Below are 16,917 nucleotides of genomic sequence, written 5' to 3' on the forward strand. Positions count from 1 at the left end.
GGCTTTTAATCGGTGATCTCCATATAGACAAAATAAAATAACGTCAGCAAGGAAGCTGTGATGAAAAACCCTTCAAGCATATCCATTCCTCCCAAATTTTAGTCGTCGTTACTGTCATTGTAAACGTTTTATCATGAAAAAGAAAGTCTCAACTGAATGACCAAATTGAATGACTGAAAATTCATTATATGCTAGAATAGCAGTATGATAACTTATGGAAGGAATTAGATATCATGAAAATGTGGATGAGAAAAACGCTCGTTGCACTCTTTACGATTGCGACTTTTGGCTTAATCTCTCCTCCATCAGCTTTGATGACAGACAAGCCATCTGAACTTTCTTCATCTGATAAATCACCTTATACAGCAGTTTATGATACATCAGATGATACGCGCAGCTGGGAATTATCGCAAGAAGACAACAAAGAGCGGGTAGACCCCTTTGAGCAATATAAGCAAGAGGTTCTATCAAGTGCAGAAAACCAATCCTTTCTCAAATTTGGTCGTAAAATCACACCTGTCATTGAGGACGAGTATAGAGAAGAGATTCAACCAAAAATTGAACAAGTGTTAACCGACTTTTTAACAAATTTCAAAGATGACGAAAAATTTCAAGATGTTGTTTTAACTGATCAGCCTTCAAGCGGAAATGGGGAAAAAATCTTCCACATTTATAATAGAAAGACTGGAGAAGATTTGCTTCGTTTTCATGTCAGGAGAGATCAGCCGCCTCACAGCGGATATTGGTTTAACTTTCACTACCATACAGCAGAAGATGGATTCCAGACGCATCATGAACTCGGTAATATTTACTGGGATAAAAACACCCCGCCGAGCTGGATGAGCCACTAGAAGGAGATGTCATGCCAATTGAAAAAGTATACAATGAACGAAATGGTTCGCATTACAAAACAGATGTTAAACGAGCGTGGAGTGAAAATAGAAGATATTGCACACATTGTGCTGAAACTCCAAGAGAAATACAACCCAAATCTTCCACTTAGTGTCTGCATTGAAAATGTTGAAAAAGTGCTGAATAAAAGGGAAATTGTCCACGCAGTTTTGACAGGACTTGCTCTTGATCAGCTGGCAGAAAAAAAGCTTTTGCCAGAACCTTTGCAGCATTTAGTTGAAACAGATGAACCGCTATATGGAATTGATGAGATTATTCCGCTTTCCATTGTCAATGTATATGGATCAATCGGTTTGACCAACTTCGGTTATCTAGACAAAGAGAAATTTGGTATTATTAGAGAATTAGATGAAGGTCGTCCTGGTGAAGTACACACCTTCCTTGATGACCTTGTCGCTGCGCTTGCCGCCGCCGCCGCAAGTCGCATAGCTCACTCTCACCAAGATATTAAGGACGAAGAGCAGGATCGAGTGAATCAAGCATAAAAAGAAAAACATGTCTGCTCATCTTGCAGACATGTTTTTTTGGTTTCAACAAAAGCAGAAATAAGGTAAACTACAACAAGAACATAAATAAAGGATGAAAAAAATGAAACAATACAAAGAGTTATGCCGTCATGTATTACAGCACGGGGATGAAAAAGGTGACAGAACAGGAACAGGCACTATCAGCACGTTCGGTTACCAAATGAGATTTGATTTACAGGAAGGATTTCCTCTATTAACAACAAAGAAATTACACCTGAAATCAATCATTCATGAGTTACTGTGGTTTTTAAAAGGTGATACAAATGTCAAATATCTTCAAGAAAATGGTGTCCGTATTTGGAATGAATGGGCAGATGAAAATGGAGAGCTAGGGCGTGTGTATGGTGCGCAGTGGAGATCATGGGCGAGCGGAGACGGAGAGACAGTGGATCAGATCAGCAAGCTGATCCATGATATTGAGAATCATCCTAATTCGAGAAGATTGATTGTCAGTGCGTGGAATCCAGGAGAAATTGATCAGATGGCGCTGCCTCCTTGTCATTGCTTGTTTCAATTTTACGTATCAAACGGTAAATTATCGTGCCAGCTCTATCAACGTTCGGCAGATATCTTTTTAGGTGTGCCTTTTAATATTGCTTCGTATGCACTTCTAACGATGATGATTGCCAAAGTGACAAACCTTGAGCCAGGAGAGTTTATTCATACGCTAGGAGATGCTCATATTTATCAAAATCATCTTCCGCAGGTCAAAATGCAGTTAGAGCGTGAGGAGCGCACACTTCCGCAGCTTCGCATCACTAGAGATGTCAAAAGTATTTTTGATTTTACGTTTGATGATTTTGTGCTCGAGAACTATGATCCACATCCGCATATTAAAGGAGAAGTCAGTGTATGATTTCCATGATAGTGGCGACAGGAAAAGACAGAGTCATTGGCAAAGATAATCAAATGCCTTGGCATTTACCCGCTGATTTAGCGTATTTTAAAAAAGTCACAAGTGGCCATACCATTGTCATGGGCAGAAAAACGTTTGAATCAATTGGACGAGCACTGCCTAACCGCCGGAATATCGTGTTAACCACAAGTTCTTCTTTTCAAGCTGAAGGATGCGAGGTAGTTCATTCAATCGATGATATTTTAAACATTGCGAAGACCGAGGAAGAATTATTGATCATTGGCGGGTCTAAGCTGTATGAGGAAATGATGCCATACGCAGATCGTCTATATATCACGCACATTCATCATTCATTTGAAGGCGACCGTTTCTTCCCTTATTACGATGAAGAGAATTGGACGGTTGTATCACGTGAAAAAGGCCAACGTGACGAAAAGAACCCCTACAATTATGAATTTGTCGTCTATGACAGAAAAGAAGGATAAGTGAGTAGGAGGAGTACGGTTGTTTCGTTATTGGTTTTTAACGATTTATGTTGTTGTATCCTTTTTTAAAAGTATAAGGCATTTGTATGATCATGAATTAACGGATCCACGCATTTCCTATACGAAACGAATGCATCTCATCCATGAGCATGCAAAAAGGTTTGCCAGAGGGTGTATTGATCAATCAGGATCGGTCATGACCATTCATCAGCAAAAAAAGCTGCCAGATGGTCCTGTTATTTATGTCACAGAAGCACATCATCCAGTGACGACGACATTGCTGATTGGTCACTTAGAGAAGCCATTTGCTTTTATGGCAAAACCGCATCTGTTTCGCTATCCCATCTTAAAACAATGGTTGAAGAAGATGGCGGTGATCAAGCAGAATCAATCTGATGAGGCGTTATTAGAAGAAGCTAGAGAAAGAGTTCTATCTGGCCAGAGTCTGTTGCTTTCTGAACAGTATCGTGTCATGGCAGAAACGCTTGCTGAAGAATGTAACTGCTCACTTGTTCCGGTTGAAACAAGCGGCACAGACCGTCTTTTAACAGGGAAGATCGTCAAAAGACTTCGTCCAGTTAATGTCGATATCCATATCAAAGCACCGGTCAAGATGAGTGATTACGCACAAAAGCGCGCATAGAAAAAACCAGCATCCACATTCGGATGCTGGTTTTTTGATCATGCTGGGATGTTGACGCAATAAAATAGAATGCAGAAGAACATGGATGCACTTCCGCCGAGAACAAAGCTGTGCCAAATCGCATGATGATAGGGAATTTTCCGCCAAATATAAAAGATCGTTCCGACTGAATACAAAATACCGCCTAATAGTAAGAGGCTGAATCCAGCTCCTGTTAATTGAATGTACAGAGGTTTAATTGCGATGATAATCATCCAGCCCATTAATAAATAAACAAGGGTGGATACAATGATAAACCGTTTGACGAAAAAGATTTTAAAAACGATACCGCCTGCAGCAAGCGCCCATACGATTGCAAGAAGAGTATAGCCCAGTGCGCCTTTTAATGGGCCAAGCAAAAATGGCGTATATGTACCAGCAATCAATACATAAATCGCAGAGTGGTCAAGGATTTCAAATATATCTTTTGTTTTTTTGTGCCGAATGCTATGAAGCAAAGTAGAGCTTAAATAAAGCAGCAGCATCGACGCGCCAAATATCGAAAAGCTAATAATGTCAGTGACAGTACCGTATTGAACAGCGAATAAAACGAGAAAAACAATGGCGGGAATGGATAAAATGACGCCAATGCCATGTGTAATTGCGTTGGCAATTTCTTCTTTTACAGTAAACAATGGATGTCCTCCTTTATTGAACCGGTATATAACCATCAAGCGACTTCAGAAATGAGAGACCTTCAAGTGTAATCTTCGTTCCAGCTCTGCCTTTCCCTTTCGTCACATAGGCTTTTTTCTCAAGATCATCTAATCGACTCCTGACTTGCTGAGGGGTCAGCGGGATGTCGCCTTGTTTGCTTAACTCAGACAAGATACGTCTGCTGGCTGCTTCTCCTTTTTCATTTAGAGACTTAATGGCTTCGAGTAAGAAAACAAATTCTTGTTTCTCCATAAGCGTGAGCTGGTGTTCTTCTTTTTTTCCTTTACCAGCTGTTTGTTGAGGTAATAATACAAAAGGTGGCAAGTGATGCAAGAAAACTGTTTGCCCTTCGAGAATCGCGGCTGCATAATGAACGATATTTTTGAGCTCCTGGACATTCCCTTCAAACGAATATTGCTGTAAGACTTCCCACACACTTGAGTCGATATCAGGCGTCATGTTCAGTTCTCGAAAGAAAGCAGCAGTTAAAATAGGAATATCTGTTTTTCGATCTTCCAAAGGCGGGAGAGGGATATGAAGCACATTGAGCCGATAAAACAGCTCAGGTAAAAAACTGGACGAAACGCTCATCGCCTCTAATGATAAAGACGAAGAAGCAATGATTTTTGTTGCAGGAGAATCTTCGAGAAAACGAATGACCTGATGCTGCATAGGAATACTAAATGCGCTGACTTCGTCTAAATAAAGCACATGATTTGCCGCATGAGTAAATGCTTCCTGCAAAGTCACTTCATCTACAATGGGGCAATAGATATATTTCATCGAAGCCTGCGCAGCAAATGAATGGGCCATTTCTTGTGCAAAGCGTGATTTGCCTGTTCCAATTTCACCTGTGATCAACACAGGCTGATCGTTTTTCGTGAATTGTTTTGCCAAATGAATGGCGTGTTTTATATCTTGGTGTTCTCCATATATATTGGCAAACGGATGTGTGGTCATCGAGCGATTCCTTTCTTTTGGTTCTAATTGGTTTTATTATAACACCCAATTAGAACAAATGTATAGAAAAACGAAAAAGTTCATGAAATTTATCTCCGATCCATGATCTATTGGTTTATTTTTTGAATATTCATGTTATAATGACAAATTAAATAAGGTTAAAGAGAAAGGATCTTGTACATGAAACCGTTGCTCAAAGAAAACACGCTAATTCAAGTGAAAGACATCTTAAAAGCCCATCAAAATTTGAAGGATGTAGTGATTCATACACCACTTCAAAAAAATGAGCGACTTTCTGAACGATATGAATGTAATGTCTACTTAAAAAGAGAGGACCTGCAAGTTGTTCGTTCTTTTAAATTAAGAGGCGCTTTTAATAAAATGAGCCAGTTGCCAAAAGAAAAACTAGAAAACGGCATTGTCTGTGCCAGTGCAGGAAATCACGCACAAGGCGTTGCCTATTCTTGCAAATATTTAGGTATCCACGGGAAAATTTTTATGCCTGCTACCACGCCAAGGCAAAAAGTATCTCAAGTGGAGCTTTTCGGAAAAGAATATGTTGACATTATCTTAACCGGAGATACCTTTGATGATTCGTATCATGAAGCAGTCAAATGCGGAGATAAGGAAAAGCGGGAATTTATCCATCCATTTGATGATTTAGATGTCATGGCAGGACAAGGAACAACTGCTGTAGAAATATTAAATGATATCGAAGTGGAGCCTCACTTTTTATTTGCAAGTGTTGGGGGCGGAGGTTTGTTATCTGGCGTTGGCACGTATATGAAAAATATCGCACCAGAAACAGAAATTATTGCAGTCGAGCCGCTTGGTGCCGCCTCACTTCATGCTTCCCATGAGAAAGGGGAGGTTGTCACACTTGATTCAATAGATAAGTTTGTAGATGGAGCAGCGGTTCAGCGGATTGGCGAAAAGACGTTTACGTCGCTTCAGTCCGTTGTCGATAAGATTAGTCTTGTACCAGAAGGAAAAGTATGCACAACCATTCTAGAGCTGTATAATCAATGTGCAATTGTAGCTGAGCCAGCGGGTGCTTTACCGATCGCGGCTTTAGATGCACATCGTGAGGAGATTAAAGGGAAAAATGTCGTTTGTATTGTCAGCGGAGGCAATAATGACATTGGCCGGATGCAAGAAATCAAGGAACGCTCCATGATTTATGAAGGTCTCCAGCATTATTTCATCGTTAATTTTCCGCAAAGAGCAGGTGCTCTCAGGGAATTTTTAGATGAAGTGTTAGGGCCAAATGATGATATCTCACGCTTTGAATATACGAAAAAGAATAACCGAAGCAAAGGGCCTGCGCTTGTTGGTATCGAATTGAAAGAAAGAGATGACTATGCAGCGCTGATTGACCGAATGAATAAAAAAGGCTTTCACTATGTTGAAGTGAATAAAGATCAAGATTTATTCCACCTATTTATTTAGGCTTAACAGATAATTGGAAAAGAGGATTGATCGTTTGTGCTGCTCAAAACAATATGTTTTAGACGGATGGATGGAGCTCAGATCAAGGTAACAGAAGTCCCTGTTTTAAAGGGAGATGAATCCTATGGTTTCATGCTCACCTTTAGACTTGAAGCTTTCTTGAAAAAAGTCTATGTATCTAAGGGAAAGAGGCATGTGTACTCTTTCAGGGAGGATGTGAAACGTAACGTCAAGTGGAGCACATATGAACAGATCTATCAAGAGCCTACATTGAAACACAATGCGTAAATAAGAATCTTTGTCAAAGGAGTAAAAGGCCGCTTCAAGTGCGCCTGCTCAGTTTGGCAAGGATTTTTTACATGAAAAGAAGAAAATGTGACAATTTCAAAAACGTTCTGACAGTTGTTTTGAAGATTGAAGGAAATAAGGTAATATCTTAAGTAAAGACTAAGACAGCAAGGATGAGACGATAGTGAAACAAATTAAAATTGTAACAGATTCAACTGTGGACCTTCCGCAAGAAAAAATCAATGATCTTTCCATTCATGTCATTCCGCTCAATATCTCCATTTCTGGGGTTGATTATATTGACCGAGTGAACATACAGCCAGATGAATTTATTGAAAAAATGGAGGCCGCTGAGGAACTGCCGAAAACGTCTCAACCTGCGATCGGTCAATTCGTCGAATTATATGAAAAACTGACGGCAGATGGAAGCGAAGTCATTAGTATCCATTTAACTGGTGGGATGAGTGGTACGGTTCAAACTGCTGAAAGCGCTTCTAAAATGGTAGACGGGAATATCACTGTCATTGATTCGAATTTTATTTCCTATGGTTTAGGGTTTCAAGTCACCAAAGCAGCAGAGCTTGCAAACAAAGGGGCAAGCCGTGATGACATCCTCAAAGAAATGGACAAAATTCGTCTTAAAACAAAGCTATTTGTCACAATCGATACATTAGAAAATCTCGTGAAAGGTGGACGAATTGGAAGAGGAAAGGCGCTGATCGGTTCACTTCTTCATATTAAACCAATTGCCAGCTTAACAGACGGCATATACACACCAGAAGCGAATGTGAGAAGTTACTCCGCTCTTGTCCGCTATTTGACAAAACAGTATGTACAGGCGGTGAAAGGGAAAACCGTTCAGGCAATTGGGATTGCACATGCAGACGCATTAGAACTTGCAGAAAAGCTTAAAGCAGCACTGCTTGATCACACACCTGATGCACTAGTTGACATTGCTTATACAACTCCGATTATTTCCTGTCATACTGGTAAGGGCGCTATAGGCTTTACTTTTTATACCGATTGATTGAAAAGGGGATGTAATTGTCATGTATACAAAAAGGGGAGCCTTATTTGGTGCGCTTACGATCATAAGCGTGCTTCTTTTAGTCTCATGTTCAAATGGACAAATCAAGGATGCATTAAATTATCAAATCCAGCCGTTTGAGTATCAAAACCAGGATGGTCAAAAGGTGTCGCTCGACGATTTAAAGGGGAAAGTCTGGGTGGCAGATTTTATTTTCACAAGCTGTGAAACGATTTGCCCGCCGATGACGGCACATATGACAGAGCTACAAAAACGGTTAAAAGAAGAAAAATTGGATGCGCACATCATTTCATTTAGCGTCGACCCAGAGGTGGATTCACCGAAAAAGCTAAAGGAATTTGCAAAAGCATATCCATTATCCTTTAAAAATTGGGATTTTCTCACTGGTTACTCGCAGTCAGCGATTGAAAAATTTGCAATGAAAAGCTTTAAGACGATTGTGAAAAAACCTGAAGACGAAGACCAAGTGATACATCAATCTCTGTTTTTCCTCGTTGATCAAGAAGGAAAAGTGATGAAAAATTATGATGGCGTTCAAAATACGCCATATGATGAAATCATCAAGGACATCAAAACACTGAATCGAAGCTAGCATAAGGATGTTCAAATGAGCGAAAACATGATACACTTTTTTAATCAGAAAAAGGAGGGACATCATCGTTTGAAGGCTCGTTTGATTTTGATTGTGATGTCTCTAGCTTTTGTTCTTTCTGCATGTTCCGCAAAAGAGGCTGGCATAAAGGATAAACTAGAAGACACACAAAACGTAAAAGAACATATTACGATCGCAGCGGTTGGAGATTCCTTAACAGAAGGAATCGGAGATCAAAATAAAAAAGGGTATGCAGGTATCACCCGTGACAAGATAGAAGCGGTGGACGGCGTACAGTCTGTTACATTAAAAAACTATGCCATTAAAGGCAGTAGAACGGTAGATTTATTAAAAAGATTAAAAGAAAAAAAAGTGCAGGATGGACTGAAAGACGCTGATTATATTTTCTTTACGATCGGCGGAAATGACTTAATGCATGTCGTCCGTCAAAATGTGCTCAACTTGACATTTGCTCCTTTTCAAAAAGAGCAAGGTCCTTTTGAAGAGCGTTTTAAGACCATTCTTGCTCAATTAAGAGAGCATAATGACCATGCAAAGATCATGTATGTCAGTATGTACAATCCTTTTAAATTCAGCTTGTCTGAGCTGAGAGATATTGATGAGGTCGTCAAAGACTGGAATGCTGCTGCCGAAAAAGAACTAAAAAAAGACGGCAATGCTGATATGATCGATGTAGCAGATTTATTTGAAGATGATAAAGATGAAAAATTACTGGCAGATGATGATTTCCACCCAAACCAAAAGGGGTACTCTCTTATGGCAAATCGTTTATTCTCAGAAGTGAAAAAAGAAGGACTGCCGAAGGAATAGGGTGAAAAGATGAAAAAATGGAAGAGTTTATTTTTTATTTTACTGTCAATTAATCTATTGATTGTTCTTGTATGCGGTATTTTTATGCTGCTGCCGAGCGATCAATCCGCTTCGAAAAAAGAAGTGAACAGCGAGTATGCTTTTAACATTTCTAGTTCAAAAGAGTCGCTTACCAGCTTTGTCAATGATTATTTGAAAAACCAAGGATCAAGCGATATGCCCGACTTTCATGTTGCGATTGACCAAGATGTGAAAGTAACAGGTGCAATCAAAGCTTTTTCTTCAACGATTAATGCAAATGTATCATTTACACCATCTGTTGAAGATAATGGGGATGTTCTGCTGAAAGTAGATGACTTTTCAATTGGACAATTAAGCATCCCAATCAGTTTTGTTTTAAGCTACATGGGTCAATTCTATGAACTGCCTGATTTCGTTCATGTGAAACCAGACCAAAAAACGGTGGAAGTGCGCCTTTCAGAAATGCCGCTGACGAATGATATGTATGTCAAAGCGAACAAAATTGATCTTGAGAATGATGAAATTGAATTCTCATATTATCATCCAAAGCAATAGAACGTGTAAGTCAGGAGTGAAACTATGAAGCGAGTCTATCAATATTTTAGTTTACTGTCGCTCTTATTTGCTGCATACTTTGGCATGACAGCTGCCTCTCATTTAAAAGCAGAAAATATCGACCAGTTTTACTTAAATATCGCCTATTGTGCATTATTTTTAGGTACCATGATTCTTGCTTTTGATTTTCAAAAACAAGAAAAAGCTGAAGATGTCTCGTAAATAGCCTTTTCCATTTGGAAAGGCTATTTATCTTATTTTCAGCGTGATTGAAAATCTTTGCATTCTAGGAAGGACGAGTACCGGCGCAGAGTGAATGTGACATTCGTGAGCACCGGCACGCAGGACTGACACCGAATGCGAGGGTTTGTCTACACGCTAAGAGCCTTTTCCATTTGGAAAGGCTCTTTTTACATTTGGTGAGACAAGACGACTTTTGCCATTAGCTCTGGCTCTCCGTTTGCAAATCCATGAAGTAAAATAAGATAGGCCCGCTTTGTTTGCAGGTGAACTTTCGGAATATCAAGCAGTACACTTTGAGTACCGGCAGCTTTTAATTCAAAGTGATACTTATTCGGAGAGAAGTGGTGGGTTTGGGTGCCGTTCACATATCCGAGCTCCTTTGATAACATGCCTTGATCTCGTTCATATATATCAATGAAAGGGAGGTCTGGTGACAGCTGGATAAACGTGAGTGCTGATAGCTCATCTTGCTTAATCAGCGAGTCTTGCTTTTCTGTGAGCAGCGCAAAGCCGGTACGAGCTCCCGTGATACATAGCGTGTAAGTCTCGTTTCCATTAATCATCATACGAGAAGAAAGAATTCTTTCTTTTGTAGCCAGCTTGAATACTTCTATCTCATAAACACCCTCATCCCATTCCATATAAGCAGACAGCTGACCGTATGGCAGCTTTTTTTGGATTGGCTGCTGATTTACAAATACAGCAAGCTCACTTAAATCCGGTGCAGCGTGAAATAATCGAATAACAGCTTTGGAAATGGTGTTTCTCGGATGGTATGGGGGGAAGGTAGCTAATGGACGATATTGAAATTGATTCATCTCGTAGAGCTGCTGCACGTCTTTATCCCTTCTTTCTCTGCAATGTGTTTTTTGTAGCGTATGCAAGAAAGGGACGATCTGTATAGGCAAAAGAAACATAGAAAAAAGCCTGACAAAAAGTGTCAGGCTCTCGTATTAAGAAGGAGATGAATATTGATGATATTCAGCCAGCTTAATGAACGTTTTTTCATCCTCAATTAATCCGCAAACGCCGCACTGGACTTTGATTTTCGGTCCTTGATAGTTCATGTGAAAAGGAGAAAGCTGATCTCCTTCATATGTTTCGACAATGGCTCCAGTTGCTGGATCAAGTTTCACGGGTTCTGAATGCTGCTCGATGAGATTAAAACGCGTTCTGTTGGTCTTGCAGTTCGGACAAAGATATGGACTTGTCATGGTTCATTCCACCTTTTTATCCGTAGCATGTCCTCCACGCTAAAATCTATGCTTAATCCTTTTGACTTTTATCCAGCTTTTTAAATAATTTGATCATCGTTTTCAGTTCTTCATCATCAAATGATTCAAATCGTTCCATGAAGTATTCTGTTTTCTTTTTCTCAAAATGCTCAGTAATTTCCTTACCCTTATCGGTTAAGTGAATTTTGATGATGCGTCGATCCTCTTTTGAACGGATACGAGTGATCCAGCCTTTTTCTACAAGTGTGTCGGTTACAGCTGTAATATGGCTTGCTGATACACCGAGAATTGAGGCGAATTCCGTTACTTTTTTTGCGCCTTGTTCACGCAGCAGATTTAAAATGAGAAATTCATTCCGAGATAATTCGTTTTCAAGCAAGCTGTTAATTTCATAACGTATTTGCTTAAATACGGTTCTCAGTAAAGTATCCATTTCATACATCATTTGTTTTCTTTGTTCCAATCATTAAACCCCCATTATATTTTAAGATACGACAGAATGCTTTCTTTTGTTTTTAGGTATACAAGTCGTATCATTTTCATTATTTTTTATCATGTTATAATATGATGATACCATTTTTTAAATGAAGGGGGCACTAATATGTCTGAAAAACAAGAATTAGCCACATTTGCTGGAGGCTGTTTCTGGTGTATGGTTAAACCTTTTGATGAACAGCCAGGCATTATCAAAGTTGAATCAGGGTATACTGGCGGACATACAGTGAATCCAACCTATGAGGAAGTATGTACAAATACGACAGGCCATAGAGAAGCCGTTCAAATTACCTTTGATCCAGACGTTTTTCCGTATGAGAAGCTATTAGAACTATATTGGCAGCAAATAGACCCAACAGATGATGGAGGACAATTTGGTGATAGAGGAGAGTCCTACCGTACAGGGATTTATGTCCACAATGAAAAACAAAGGCAACTTGCAGAAACATCAAAAGAGCAGCTGAGCCAAAGCGGAATTTTCCAAAAGCCAATCGTGACAGAAATTTTAGAGGCTGGTCCTTTTTATCCTGCTGAGGAATATCATCAGCATTATTATAAAAAGAACAAAATGCACTACGAACGATACCATGTCGGTTCGGGCAGAGCAGGTTTTATTCAATCTCATTGGAGTGATAAATAATGGTTAACGAAAAAGAGCAGCGCATCAAAGAATTAAACCGAATGCAGTACGAAGTGACGCAAAATAATGGCACTGAGCCGCCATTTCAAAATGAATTTTGGGATCATAAGGAAGAGGGCATATATGTAGATATCATTTCAGGCAAACCATTGTTTTCTTCTTTAGATAAATTTGATGCCCATTGCGGCTGGCCAAGTTTTACAAAACCGATTGAAGATCAAGAGGTAGAAGAGAAAGTAGATACGAGCCATGGCATGGTGCGGACTGAAGTTCGCAGCAAGACGGCCGACTCTCACCTTGGTCATGTATTCCCTGACGGCCCAGGGCCAAACGGTCTAAGGTATTGTATTAATTCTGCCGCTTTAAAGTTTATCCCGAAGGATGATCTTGAAAAAGAAGGCTATGGTCATTTGAAACACATCTTTCAATAATTGATTTAAAAATCGTCACATGGAAGTCAGCTGCTTCCGTGTGACGATTTTTTTATTTTTTATGATGGGTATGATGTAATTGTTCAATGATGTGAAACAGCTTCTCTTTTGTAATGAGCGGTGCTTCGTTTGATGTGTAATGGGTCAAATGAACTTTTTGAAAATGAGGGTGAAGATGTGGTCTTGGTAAAATGGCATAAAATTGTTCATGTTCAAACAGTGCATCTGCCTCGTGAGGGAATGTGAGCTCCTCGTGAAGTTTTTCTCCAGGTCTTTTTCCGACAACGAGAATATCAGGAGAAGGAACATTGATCAGACCGGCATATTCATGAAATGCTTTCAATAGATCAGCCAGCTGTAATGACTCCATCTTGAGGATGAATGTTTCGCCGCCTTTCATCATGATAGCTGCTTCAAGCGTGAGAGATACAGCTTCTTCGATAGACATAAAAAAGCGTGTCATCTTAGGATCAGTTACAGTTAGAGGTTGTTCATTTAACAACTGTTGAAGCATGATGGGGATGACGGAACCCCTTGATCCAAGCACATTGCCAAACCGGACAGAGCAAAACCTCGTTTTCTGATTTGAAATACTTTCATTCGCTTGAAAAAACAATTTTTCTGAAATTAATTTTGTAGCTCCCATGGCATTTGTCGGAGAAACCGCTTTGTCAGTTGAAATGTTGACAACATGACTAACTTCATGTTCAAGTGCTGCTTCAATGACATGTTGTCCGCCGATGATGTTGGTTTGGACAGCTTCAAACGGATTATCTTCGCAGGTGGGTACTTGTTTGAGTGCAGCTGCATGGAAGATGATATCTACCCCTTTGACAAGCTGCCTGACGCGGCTGGCATCCCTCACATCTCCAAGTGCAAATACAACCTCTGGATTTGCCGCATATTCATTTTTCATCATGTATTGTTTACTGTCATCTTTACTGAAGACAATGACCTTTTTAGGAGAGCATGCTGTTAATTTTTTCACAATCTGCCGGCCAATCGAACCCGTACCGCCTGTGACCAAGATGATTTTGTCACGAAAAAAGGTCTTCAAACTCGTTTCTATTTGTTTGGACATATCTAATCCCCCAACTCTCATTTCTCTACTTTGCATCATATGTGAAAGAGAGGAAGACGTTTGAGGAAAAGAACCACTTCATGCATAAATTAGGTGAACCAATTATAACCATCTGCTTGACGACTTAATAGAATATGTAGAGATAGAAGATTAAGTAGAATAGCGAGGCACCTGAAGACTTCAGTACGGCGATCAGTTCAGCTCTCAGAATGTATTCACTGATACTGAGCTGCGCGAGGGGAGAAGATCATACATGTATAGGGGAAATCGTATTTTAGCCATGATACCAGCTTTTAGCAGCAAGCAGGGACATCATGCTGAACACATTCGCGTATTGGCGGAGCGGCCGCTGATCTATTGGACCATTCAGCCACTATTACAAATGATTGAATTAGATGAAGTCATCGTATCTTCAGAGGATGTGAATACTCAAATCATTTCATCTCACTACGGAGCAAATGTGATTGAACTGCCAAGCACACATGTGACAGAACAAACACCTTCTTTAGTAGCTGTGAAGCATGCGCTTGCTTATTTAGAACGAGAGGGAAAGACGTTTGATATTGTTTTGTATTTGCATCCAGCATCACCACTAAGGCAGACGGCAGATATTGAGAACTGCTTGCAGCTTCTAGTAGAGGGGGGATATGATTGTGCGGCTTCTTTTACAGAGGCATTAGAAAATCCAAATGAAACTTGGACACTTCATGACACCAATGAAGCCAGCCTGTATAAGGACAATCATTATTTTTTTGTACCAACTCAGGAGCACCCTTATACGTATGGACGTTTAAATGGAGCTGTCTATGCGTTTCATGTTCCATATGCAAAAGAATGCATTCATTCCTTTTTAGAAGGATCTGTTGGTGCATATATGATGGATCATGCGCAATCGCTTGTTGTAAAAAGTGAGGAAGATCGGAAAAAGGCAGAGAAGATTTTATTGGCTCGACAAGATGCAGAAGGAACGGCATAAGATGATGGCAATTAAAAAAAGCGCCCGGTCATAGGGCGCTTTTGACTATTTCATAAAGTCTGTAAGGCAGCGTATCAAATGTGTTCCAGCGAACGACTTGCTCGTAATTGTTCTCTGCAACCGATTGTCTTTGTTGAGGGTTTGTTACATAGTGCTCGACCTTTTTAATCAAATCGTTTTCATGTGTGTAAAAAGCGAAGCTTGAAAATGCCTGTGACGGTTGTAGATCTGTCAACTGAAAGCCTCCGCTTGCAGCGATATCAAATGCTCTGTTGTTGAGGCTCATATTTTGAACATTGGCTTTGTTTTGATTATAGGCAAATTGCGCGGGCCTGTGCGGATTCAGAACAATGGCTGATGTTTGATAGATGTCTGCCATCTGCTCGGGACTCAGCCAGTGGGTCATCAGTGAGAGATCACGATATCGTCTGCGTGATTTATTCAACACGCGATGCCACTCTTTTCCTGCTACGAGAATGCGCCATTTGTTTTGATGTAAGAGTGTATTGATGGCTTTGATGCGGTTTGGATAAGGGTAGCCAATGAGTGCAATGTCATAGATGCACGACTCATGTGGTGATTCTTTTTTCTGAAATACGTGTGTATTGGTCGGAATGGGAAAGTAGTGCGTGTGATTAGTGCCTAGTTGTTTGTAAAATGACAAAGCACCTTCGTCAATCGTTAAGATCAGCTGTGCATCACTTACGCATGCAGCTGACACATCTATATAAAAAGGGTCTTCTGTCATCCACAGTACAACGGGGACCTTTTCTTGTTTGAATTGATGAAGCAGTTCTGTTGGAATATGATCACCGATCATCATGAAAACAAAATCCGGAGAAAATGTCCGGATTTTGTGCATATGAGCGGGTAGAGTTTCCCTTTCCACCTTGACGCATGAAAAGGGGGAATCAATGAAGCTATCTTCTATCCATTGATCGAACATCCGATAGATTCCACCGTAGCCAGAGCTGATATAAAGAAGCTTCATGATGGCCCTCTCACATTAAGATGTGAACGTAACACTTTCTACTTTATCTACATCTAATAGAGTCGTTGCAGAGCCTGTAGGTGTCACAGAGCTTTCTTGTGTGACGAAAACAACACCTGTTGAAGCATCGAATGATACGAATTGAACGGGTCCGATTAAGTCACCTGAGTCCATGACAATGCTAATGACTGTTCCAGGTGCAAGTCTTGCGAAAATCCATCTTGCTGGTTGAGATACGTCGAGTGTTGTAGCAGAATCTGAAGGTGATGCTTCAGCAGCTACCTCACTAAATAAATCGTTCAATTTTTCTTCCACTTGAACTCCTCCTTCTTCGAGATTAACTGTTAACGCATGACTAAGCGGTTTGAAAAACAGCTTTAATAGCTCTTTTTTTAATTCGGCACGCTTTTCGCTCATGTTTTCCCCATCCTTTCTTCATCCATTCAAACACACCACTATGTATATGCCGTTCTCTTTTTTTGGTATAAGCATAATGCTCATTCCTTGTTCTTTTTTTCATTTAATGACTTCACACATTTTTGAAAAATGTTTTCAAATGCTGATGCTAAATGAAGTGATCCTCATACTCTAGTAAAGATCAAACGAGAAGAAAGAGGGAATCTGAATGGAATTTGAACAACTATTAAATGGCTGGAACGAAGAATTACTAGAAACAGAAGGAATACTTGAAGTTGTGTTGATAATACTTCTTCTTCATCTTTTAGAGGAAAGTGAGGAAGGGAATGCGTCAGAGATTAAAGAATTGCTGCGCCCGTGGCTTGAGCTCGGCATTCCGCTGCCGCGTGTTCATTTAGTCAATGGAGATGTGCTGCAAAACGTGGTTGTCGTACAATTGTTTGACTCAGTAGCAGTCTTTAAAAATGCGACAAATCAGCTAAGAGTAAGTGTTCCTTATGTGAACATTGTCAGCTGGGGGGCTTTTTAATCTATTTAAAAAAGGA

Annotated in this window: 24 protein-coding genes; 16 read left to right on the forward strand and 8 right to left on the reverse strand. The window is 40.0% G+C overall.

Going from position 1 to position 16,917, the window contains the following annotated elements; genetic code table 11:
• The first annotated feature begins 233 nt into the window (after positions 1-233).
• From ACTJJQ_RS06605 to ACTJJQ_RS06625, 5 genes are all read left to right on the forward strand, one after another.
• Positions 234-851: a YpjP family protein gene (locus ACTJJQ_RS06605; protein ID WP_024718552.1), complete on the forward strand. Its 618-nt coding sequence runs from the start codon at positions 234-236 to the stop codon at positions 849-851.
• Between the two features lie 18 nt (positions 852-869).
• Positions 870-1,397: a phosphatidylglycerophosphatase A family protein gene (locus ACTJJQ_RS06610; RefSeq protein WP_008346387.1), complete on the forward strand. Its 528-nt coding sequence runs from the start codon at positions 870-872 to the stop codon at positions 1,395-1,397.
• Positions 1,398-1,500: 103 nt separating this feature from the next.
• Positions 1,501-2,295, forward strand: a complete 795-nt coding sequence (locus ACTJJQ_RS06615; RefSeq protein ID WP_017367468.1) for a thymidylate synthase — start codon at positions 1,501-1,503, stop codon at positions 2,293-2,295.
• Complete coding sequence (folA, locus tag ACTJJQ_RS06620; RefSeq protein WP_281201271.1) at positions 2,292-2,780, forward strand: type 3 dihydrofolate reductase; 489 nt, start codon at positions 2,292-2,294, stop codon at positions 2,778-2,780. The genes ACTJJQ_RS06615 and folA overlap by 4 nt, the downstream gene beginning before the upstream one ends.
• Positions 2,781-2,799: 19 nt before the next feature.
• Complete coding sequence (locus ACTJJQ_RS06625) at positions 2,800-3,423, forward strand: lysophospholipid acyltransferase family protein (RefSeq protein ID WP_035703293.1); 624 nt, start codon at positions 2,800-2,802, stop codon at positions 3,421-3,423.
• A 38-nt stretch (positions 3,424-3,461) separates the two neighbouring features.
• On the opposite strand, the gene trhA is transcribed toward ACTJJQ_RS06625, so the two are convergent.
• Positions 3,462-4,097: a PAQR family membrane homeostasis protein TrhA gene (gene trhA / locus ACTJJQ_RS06630; protein WP_025207512.1), complete on the reverse strand. Its 636-nt coding sequence runs from the start codon at positions 4,095-4,097 to the stop codon at positions 3,462-3,464.
• A 13-nt stretch (positions 4,098-4,110) separates the two neighbouring features.
• Positions 4,111-5,079: a sigma 54-interacting transcriptional regulator gene (locus tag ACTJJQ_RS06635; protein WP_047946650.1), complete on the reverse strand. Its 969-nt coding sequence runs from the start codon at positions 5,077-5,079 to the stop codon at positions 4,111-4,113.
• A gap of 180 nt (positions 5,080-5,259) precedes the next feature.
• Between ACTJJQ_RS06635 and ilvA the strand changes: the two genes are divergently transcribed.
• The 7 genes from ilvA to ypmT all read left to right on the forward strand — a co-directional run bounded on the left by ilvA (position 5,260) and on the right by ypmT (position 10,085).
• Positions 5,260-6,528: a threonine ammonia-lyase IlvA gene (ilvA, locus tag ACTJJQ_RS06640; RefSeq protein WP_008346398.1), complete on the forward strand. Its 1,269-nt coding sequence runs from the start codon at positions 5,260-5,262 to the stop codon at positions 6,526-6,528.
• A gap of 36 nt (positions 6,529-6,564) precedes the next feature.
• On the forward strand, positions 6,565-6,816 hold the full coding sequence (locus ACTJJQ_RS06645; protein ID WP_008346400.1) for a YpmP family protein: 252 nt from the start codon (positions 6,565-6,567) through the stop codon (positions 6,814-6,816).
• A gap of 184 nt (positions 6,817-7,000) precedes the next feature.
• The gene (locus ACTJJQ_RS06650; protein WP_135227108.1) at positions 7,001-7,843 is read left to right on the forward strand and encodes a DegV family protein; all 843 of its coding nucleotides are present in this window, start codon (positions 7,001-7,003) and stop codon (positions 7,841-7,843) included.
• 22 nt (positions 7,844-7,865) lie between these two features.
• A complete protein-coding gene (locus ACTJJQ_RS06655) occupies positions 7,866-8,456 on the forward strand; it encodes a cytochrome c oxidase assembly protein (RefSeq protein WP_007500791.1) in 591 nt (196 codons plus the stop codon).
• 69 nt (positions 8,457-8,525) lie between these two features.
• Positions 8,526-9,287 carry an SGNH/GDSL hydrolase family protein gene (locus ACTJJQ_RS06660; protein WP_242730585.1) on the forward strand — a complete coding sequence of 254 codons (762 nt, stop codon included), beginning with the start codon at positions 8,526-8,528 and terminating at the stop codon, positions 9,285-9,287.
• 9 nt (positions 9,288-9,296) lie between these two features.
• Positions 9,297-9,863, forward strand: a complete 567-nt coding sequence (locus ACTJJQ_RS06665) for a YpmS family protein (protein ID WP_024718556.1) — start codon at positions 9,297-9,299, stop codon at positions 9,861-9,863.
• A gap of 24 nt (positions 9,864-9,887) precedes the next feature.
• Positions 9,888-10,085, forward strand: coding sequence for a protein YpmT (gene ypmT / locus ACTJJQ_RS06670; RefSeq protein ID WP_008346409.1), 198 nt, complete (start codon positions 9,888-9,890; stop codon positions 10,083-10,085).
• Between the two features lie 188 nt (positions 10,086-10,273).
• Here the strand turns inward: ypmT and ACTJJQ_RS06675 are convergent, their stop codons facing one another.
• From ACTJJQ_RS06675 to ACTJJQ_RS06685, 3 genes are all read right to left on the reverse strand, one after another.
• A complete protein-coding gene (locus tag ACTJJQ_RS06675) occupies positions 10,274-10,942 on the reverse strand; it encodes a DUF4397 domain-containing protein (protein ID WP_286108367.1) in 669 nt (222 codons plus the stop codon).
• A gap of 117 nt (positions 10,943-11,059) precedes the next feature.
• Entirely contained in the window at positions 11,060-11,320 is a 261-nt protein-coding gene (locus tag ACTJJQ_RS06680; protein ID WP_008346413.1) for a hypothetical protein, read from the reverse strand.
• 52 nt (positions 11,321-11,372) lie between these two features.
• Positions 11,373-11,804: a MarR family transcriptional regulator gene (locus ACTJJQ_RS06685; RefSeq protein ID WP_007500780.1), complete on the reverse strand. Its 432-nt coding sequence runs from the start codon at positions 11,802-11,804 to the stop codon at positions 11,373-11,375.
• A 138-nt stretch (positions 11,805-11,942) separates the two neighbouring features.
• On the opposite strand from ACTJJQ_RS06685, the gene msrA reads away from it, so the two are divergent.
• Positions 11,943-12,476 (forward strand): peptide-methionine (S)-S-oxide reductase MsrA, encoded by a 534-nt coding sequence (gene msrA, locus ACTJJQ_RS06690; RefSeq protein WP_017367464.1) that lies wholly within the window; start codon positions 11,943-11,945, stop codon positions 12,474-12,476.
• Positions 12,476-12,907, forward strand: coding sequence for a peptide-methionine (R)-S-oxide reductase MsrB (msrB, locus tag ACTJJQ_RS06695; protein WP_050827310.1), 432 nt, complete (start codon positions 12,476-12,478; stop codon positions 12,905-12,907). Before msrA ends, msrB begins: the two co-directional genes overlap by 1 nt.
• A gap of 52 nt (positions 12,908-12,959) precedes the next feature.
• On the opposite strand, the gene ACTJJQ_RS06700 is transcribed toward msrB, so the two are convergent.
• Positions 12,960-13,988, reverse strand: a complete 1,029-nt coding sequence (locus ACTJJQ_RS06700) for an SDR family NAD(P)-dependent oxidoreductase (RefSeq protein WP_050827309.1) — start codon at positions 13,986-13,988, stop codon at positions 12,960-12,962.
• Positions 13,989-14,241: 253 nt separating this feature from the next.
• On the opposite strand from ACTJJQ_RS06700, the gene ACTJJQ_RS06705 reads away from it, so the two are divergent.
• Positions 14,242-14,964 (forward strand): acylneuraminate cytidylyltransferase family protein, encoded by a 723-nt coding sequence (locus ACTJJQ_RS06705; RefSeq protein WP_017367462.1) that lies wholly within the window; start codon positions 14,242-14,244, stop codon positions 14,962-14,964.
• A 28-nt stretch (positions 14,965-14,992) separates the two neighbouring features.
• On the opposite strand, the gene ACTJJQ_RS06710 is transcribed toward ACTJJQ_RS06705, so the two are convergent.
• Positions 14,993-15,787: a CgeB family protein gene (locus ACTJJQ_RS06710; protein ID WP_440600044.1), complete on the reverse strand. Its 795-nt coding sequence runs from the start codon at positions 15,785-15,787 to the stop codon at positions 14,993-14,995.
• A gap of 183 nt (positions 15,788-15,970) precedes the next feature.
• Positions 15,971-16,372, reverse strand: a complete 402-nt coding sequence (locus tag ACTJJQ_RS06715; RefSeq protein WP_007500770.1) for a hypothetical protein — start codon at positions 16,370-16,372, stop codon at positions 15,971-15,973.
• Positions 16,373-16,580: 208 nt separating this feature from the next.
• On the opposite strand from ACTJJQ_RS06715, the gene cgeC reads away from it, so the two are divergent.
• Positions 16,581-16,901, forward strand: a complete 321-nt coding sequence (gene cgeC / locus ACTJJQ_RS06720; RefSeq protein WP_050827307.1) for a spore maturation protein CgeC — start codon at positions 16,581-16,583, stop codon at positions 16,899-16,901.
• Positions 16,902-16,917 lie beyond the last annotated feature (16 nt).

The sequence above is a fragment of the Bacillus sp. 22483 genome, from assembly GCF_052044605.1.
In the GTDB taxonomy this organism is placed as follows: domain Bacteria; phylum Bacillota; class Bacilli; order Bacillales; family Bacillaceae; genus Bacillus; species Bacillus altitudinis.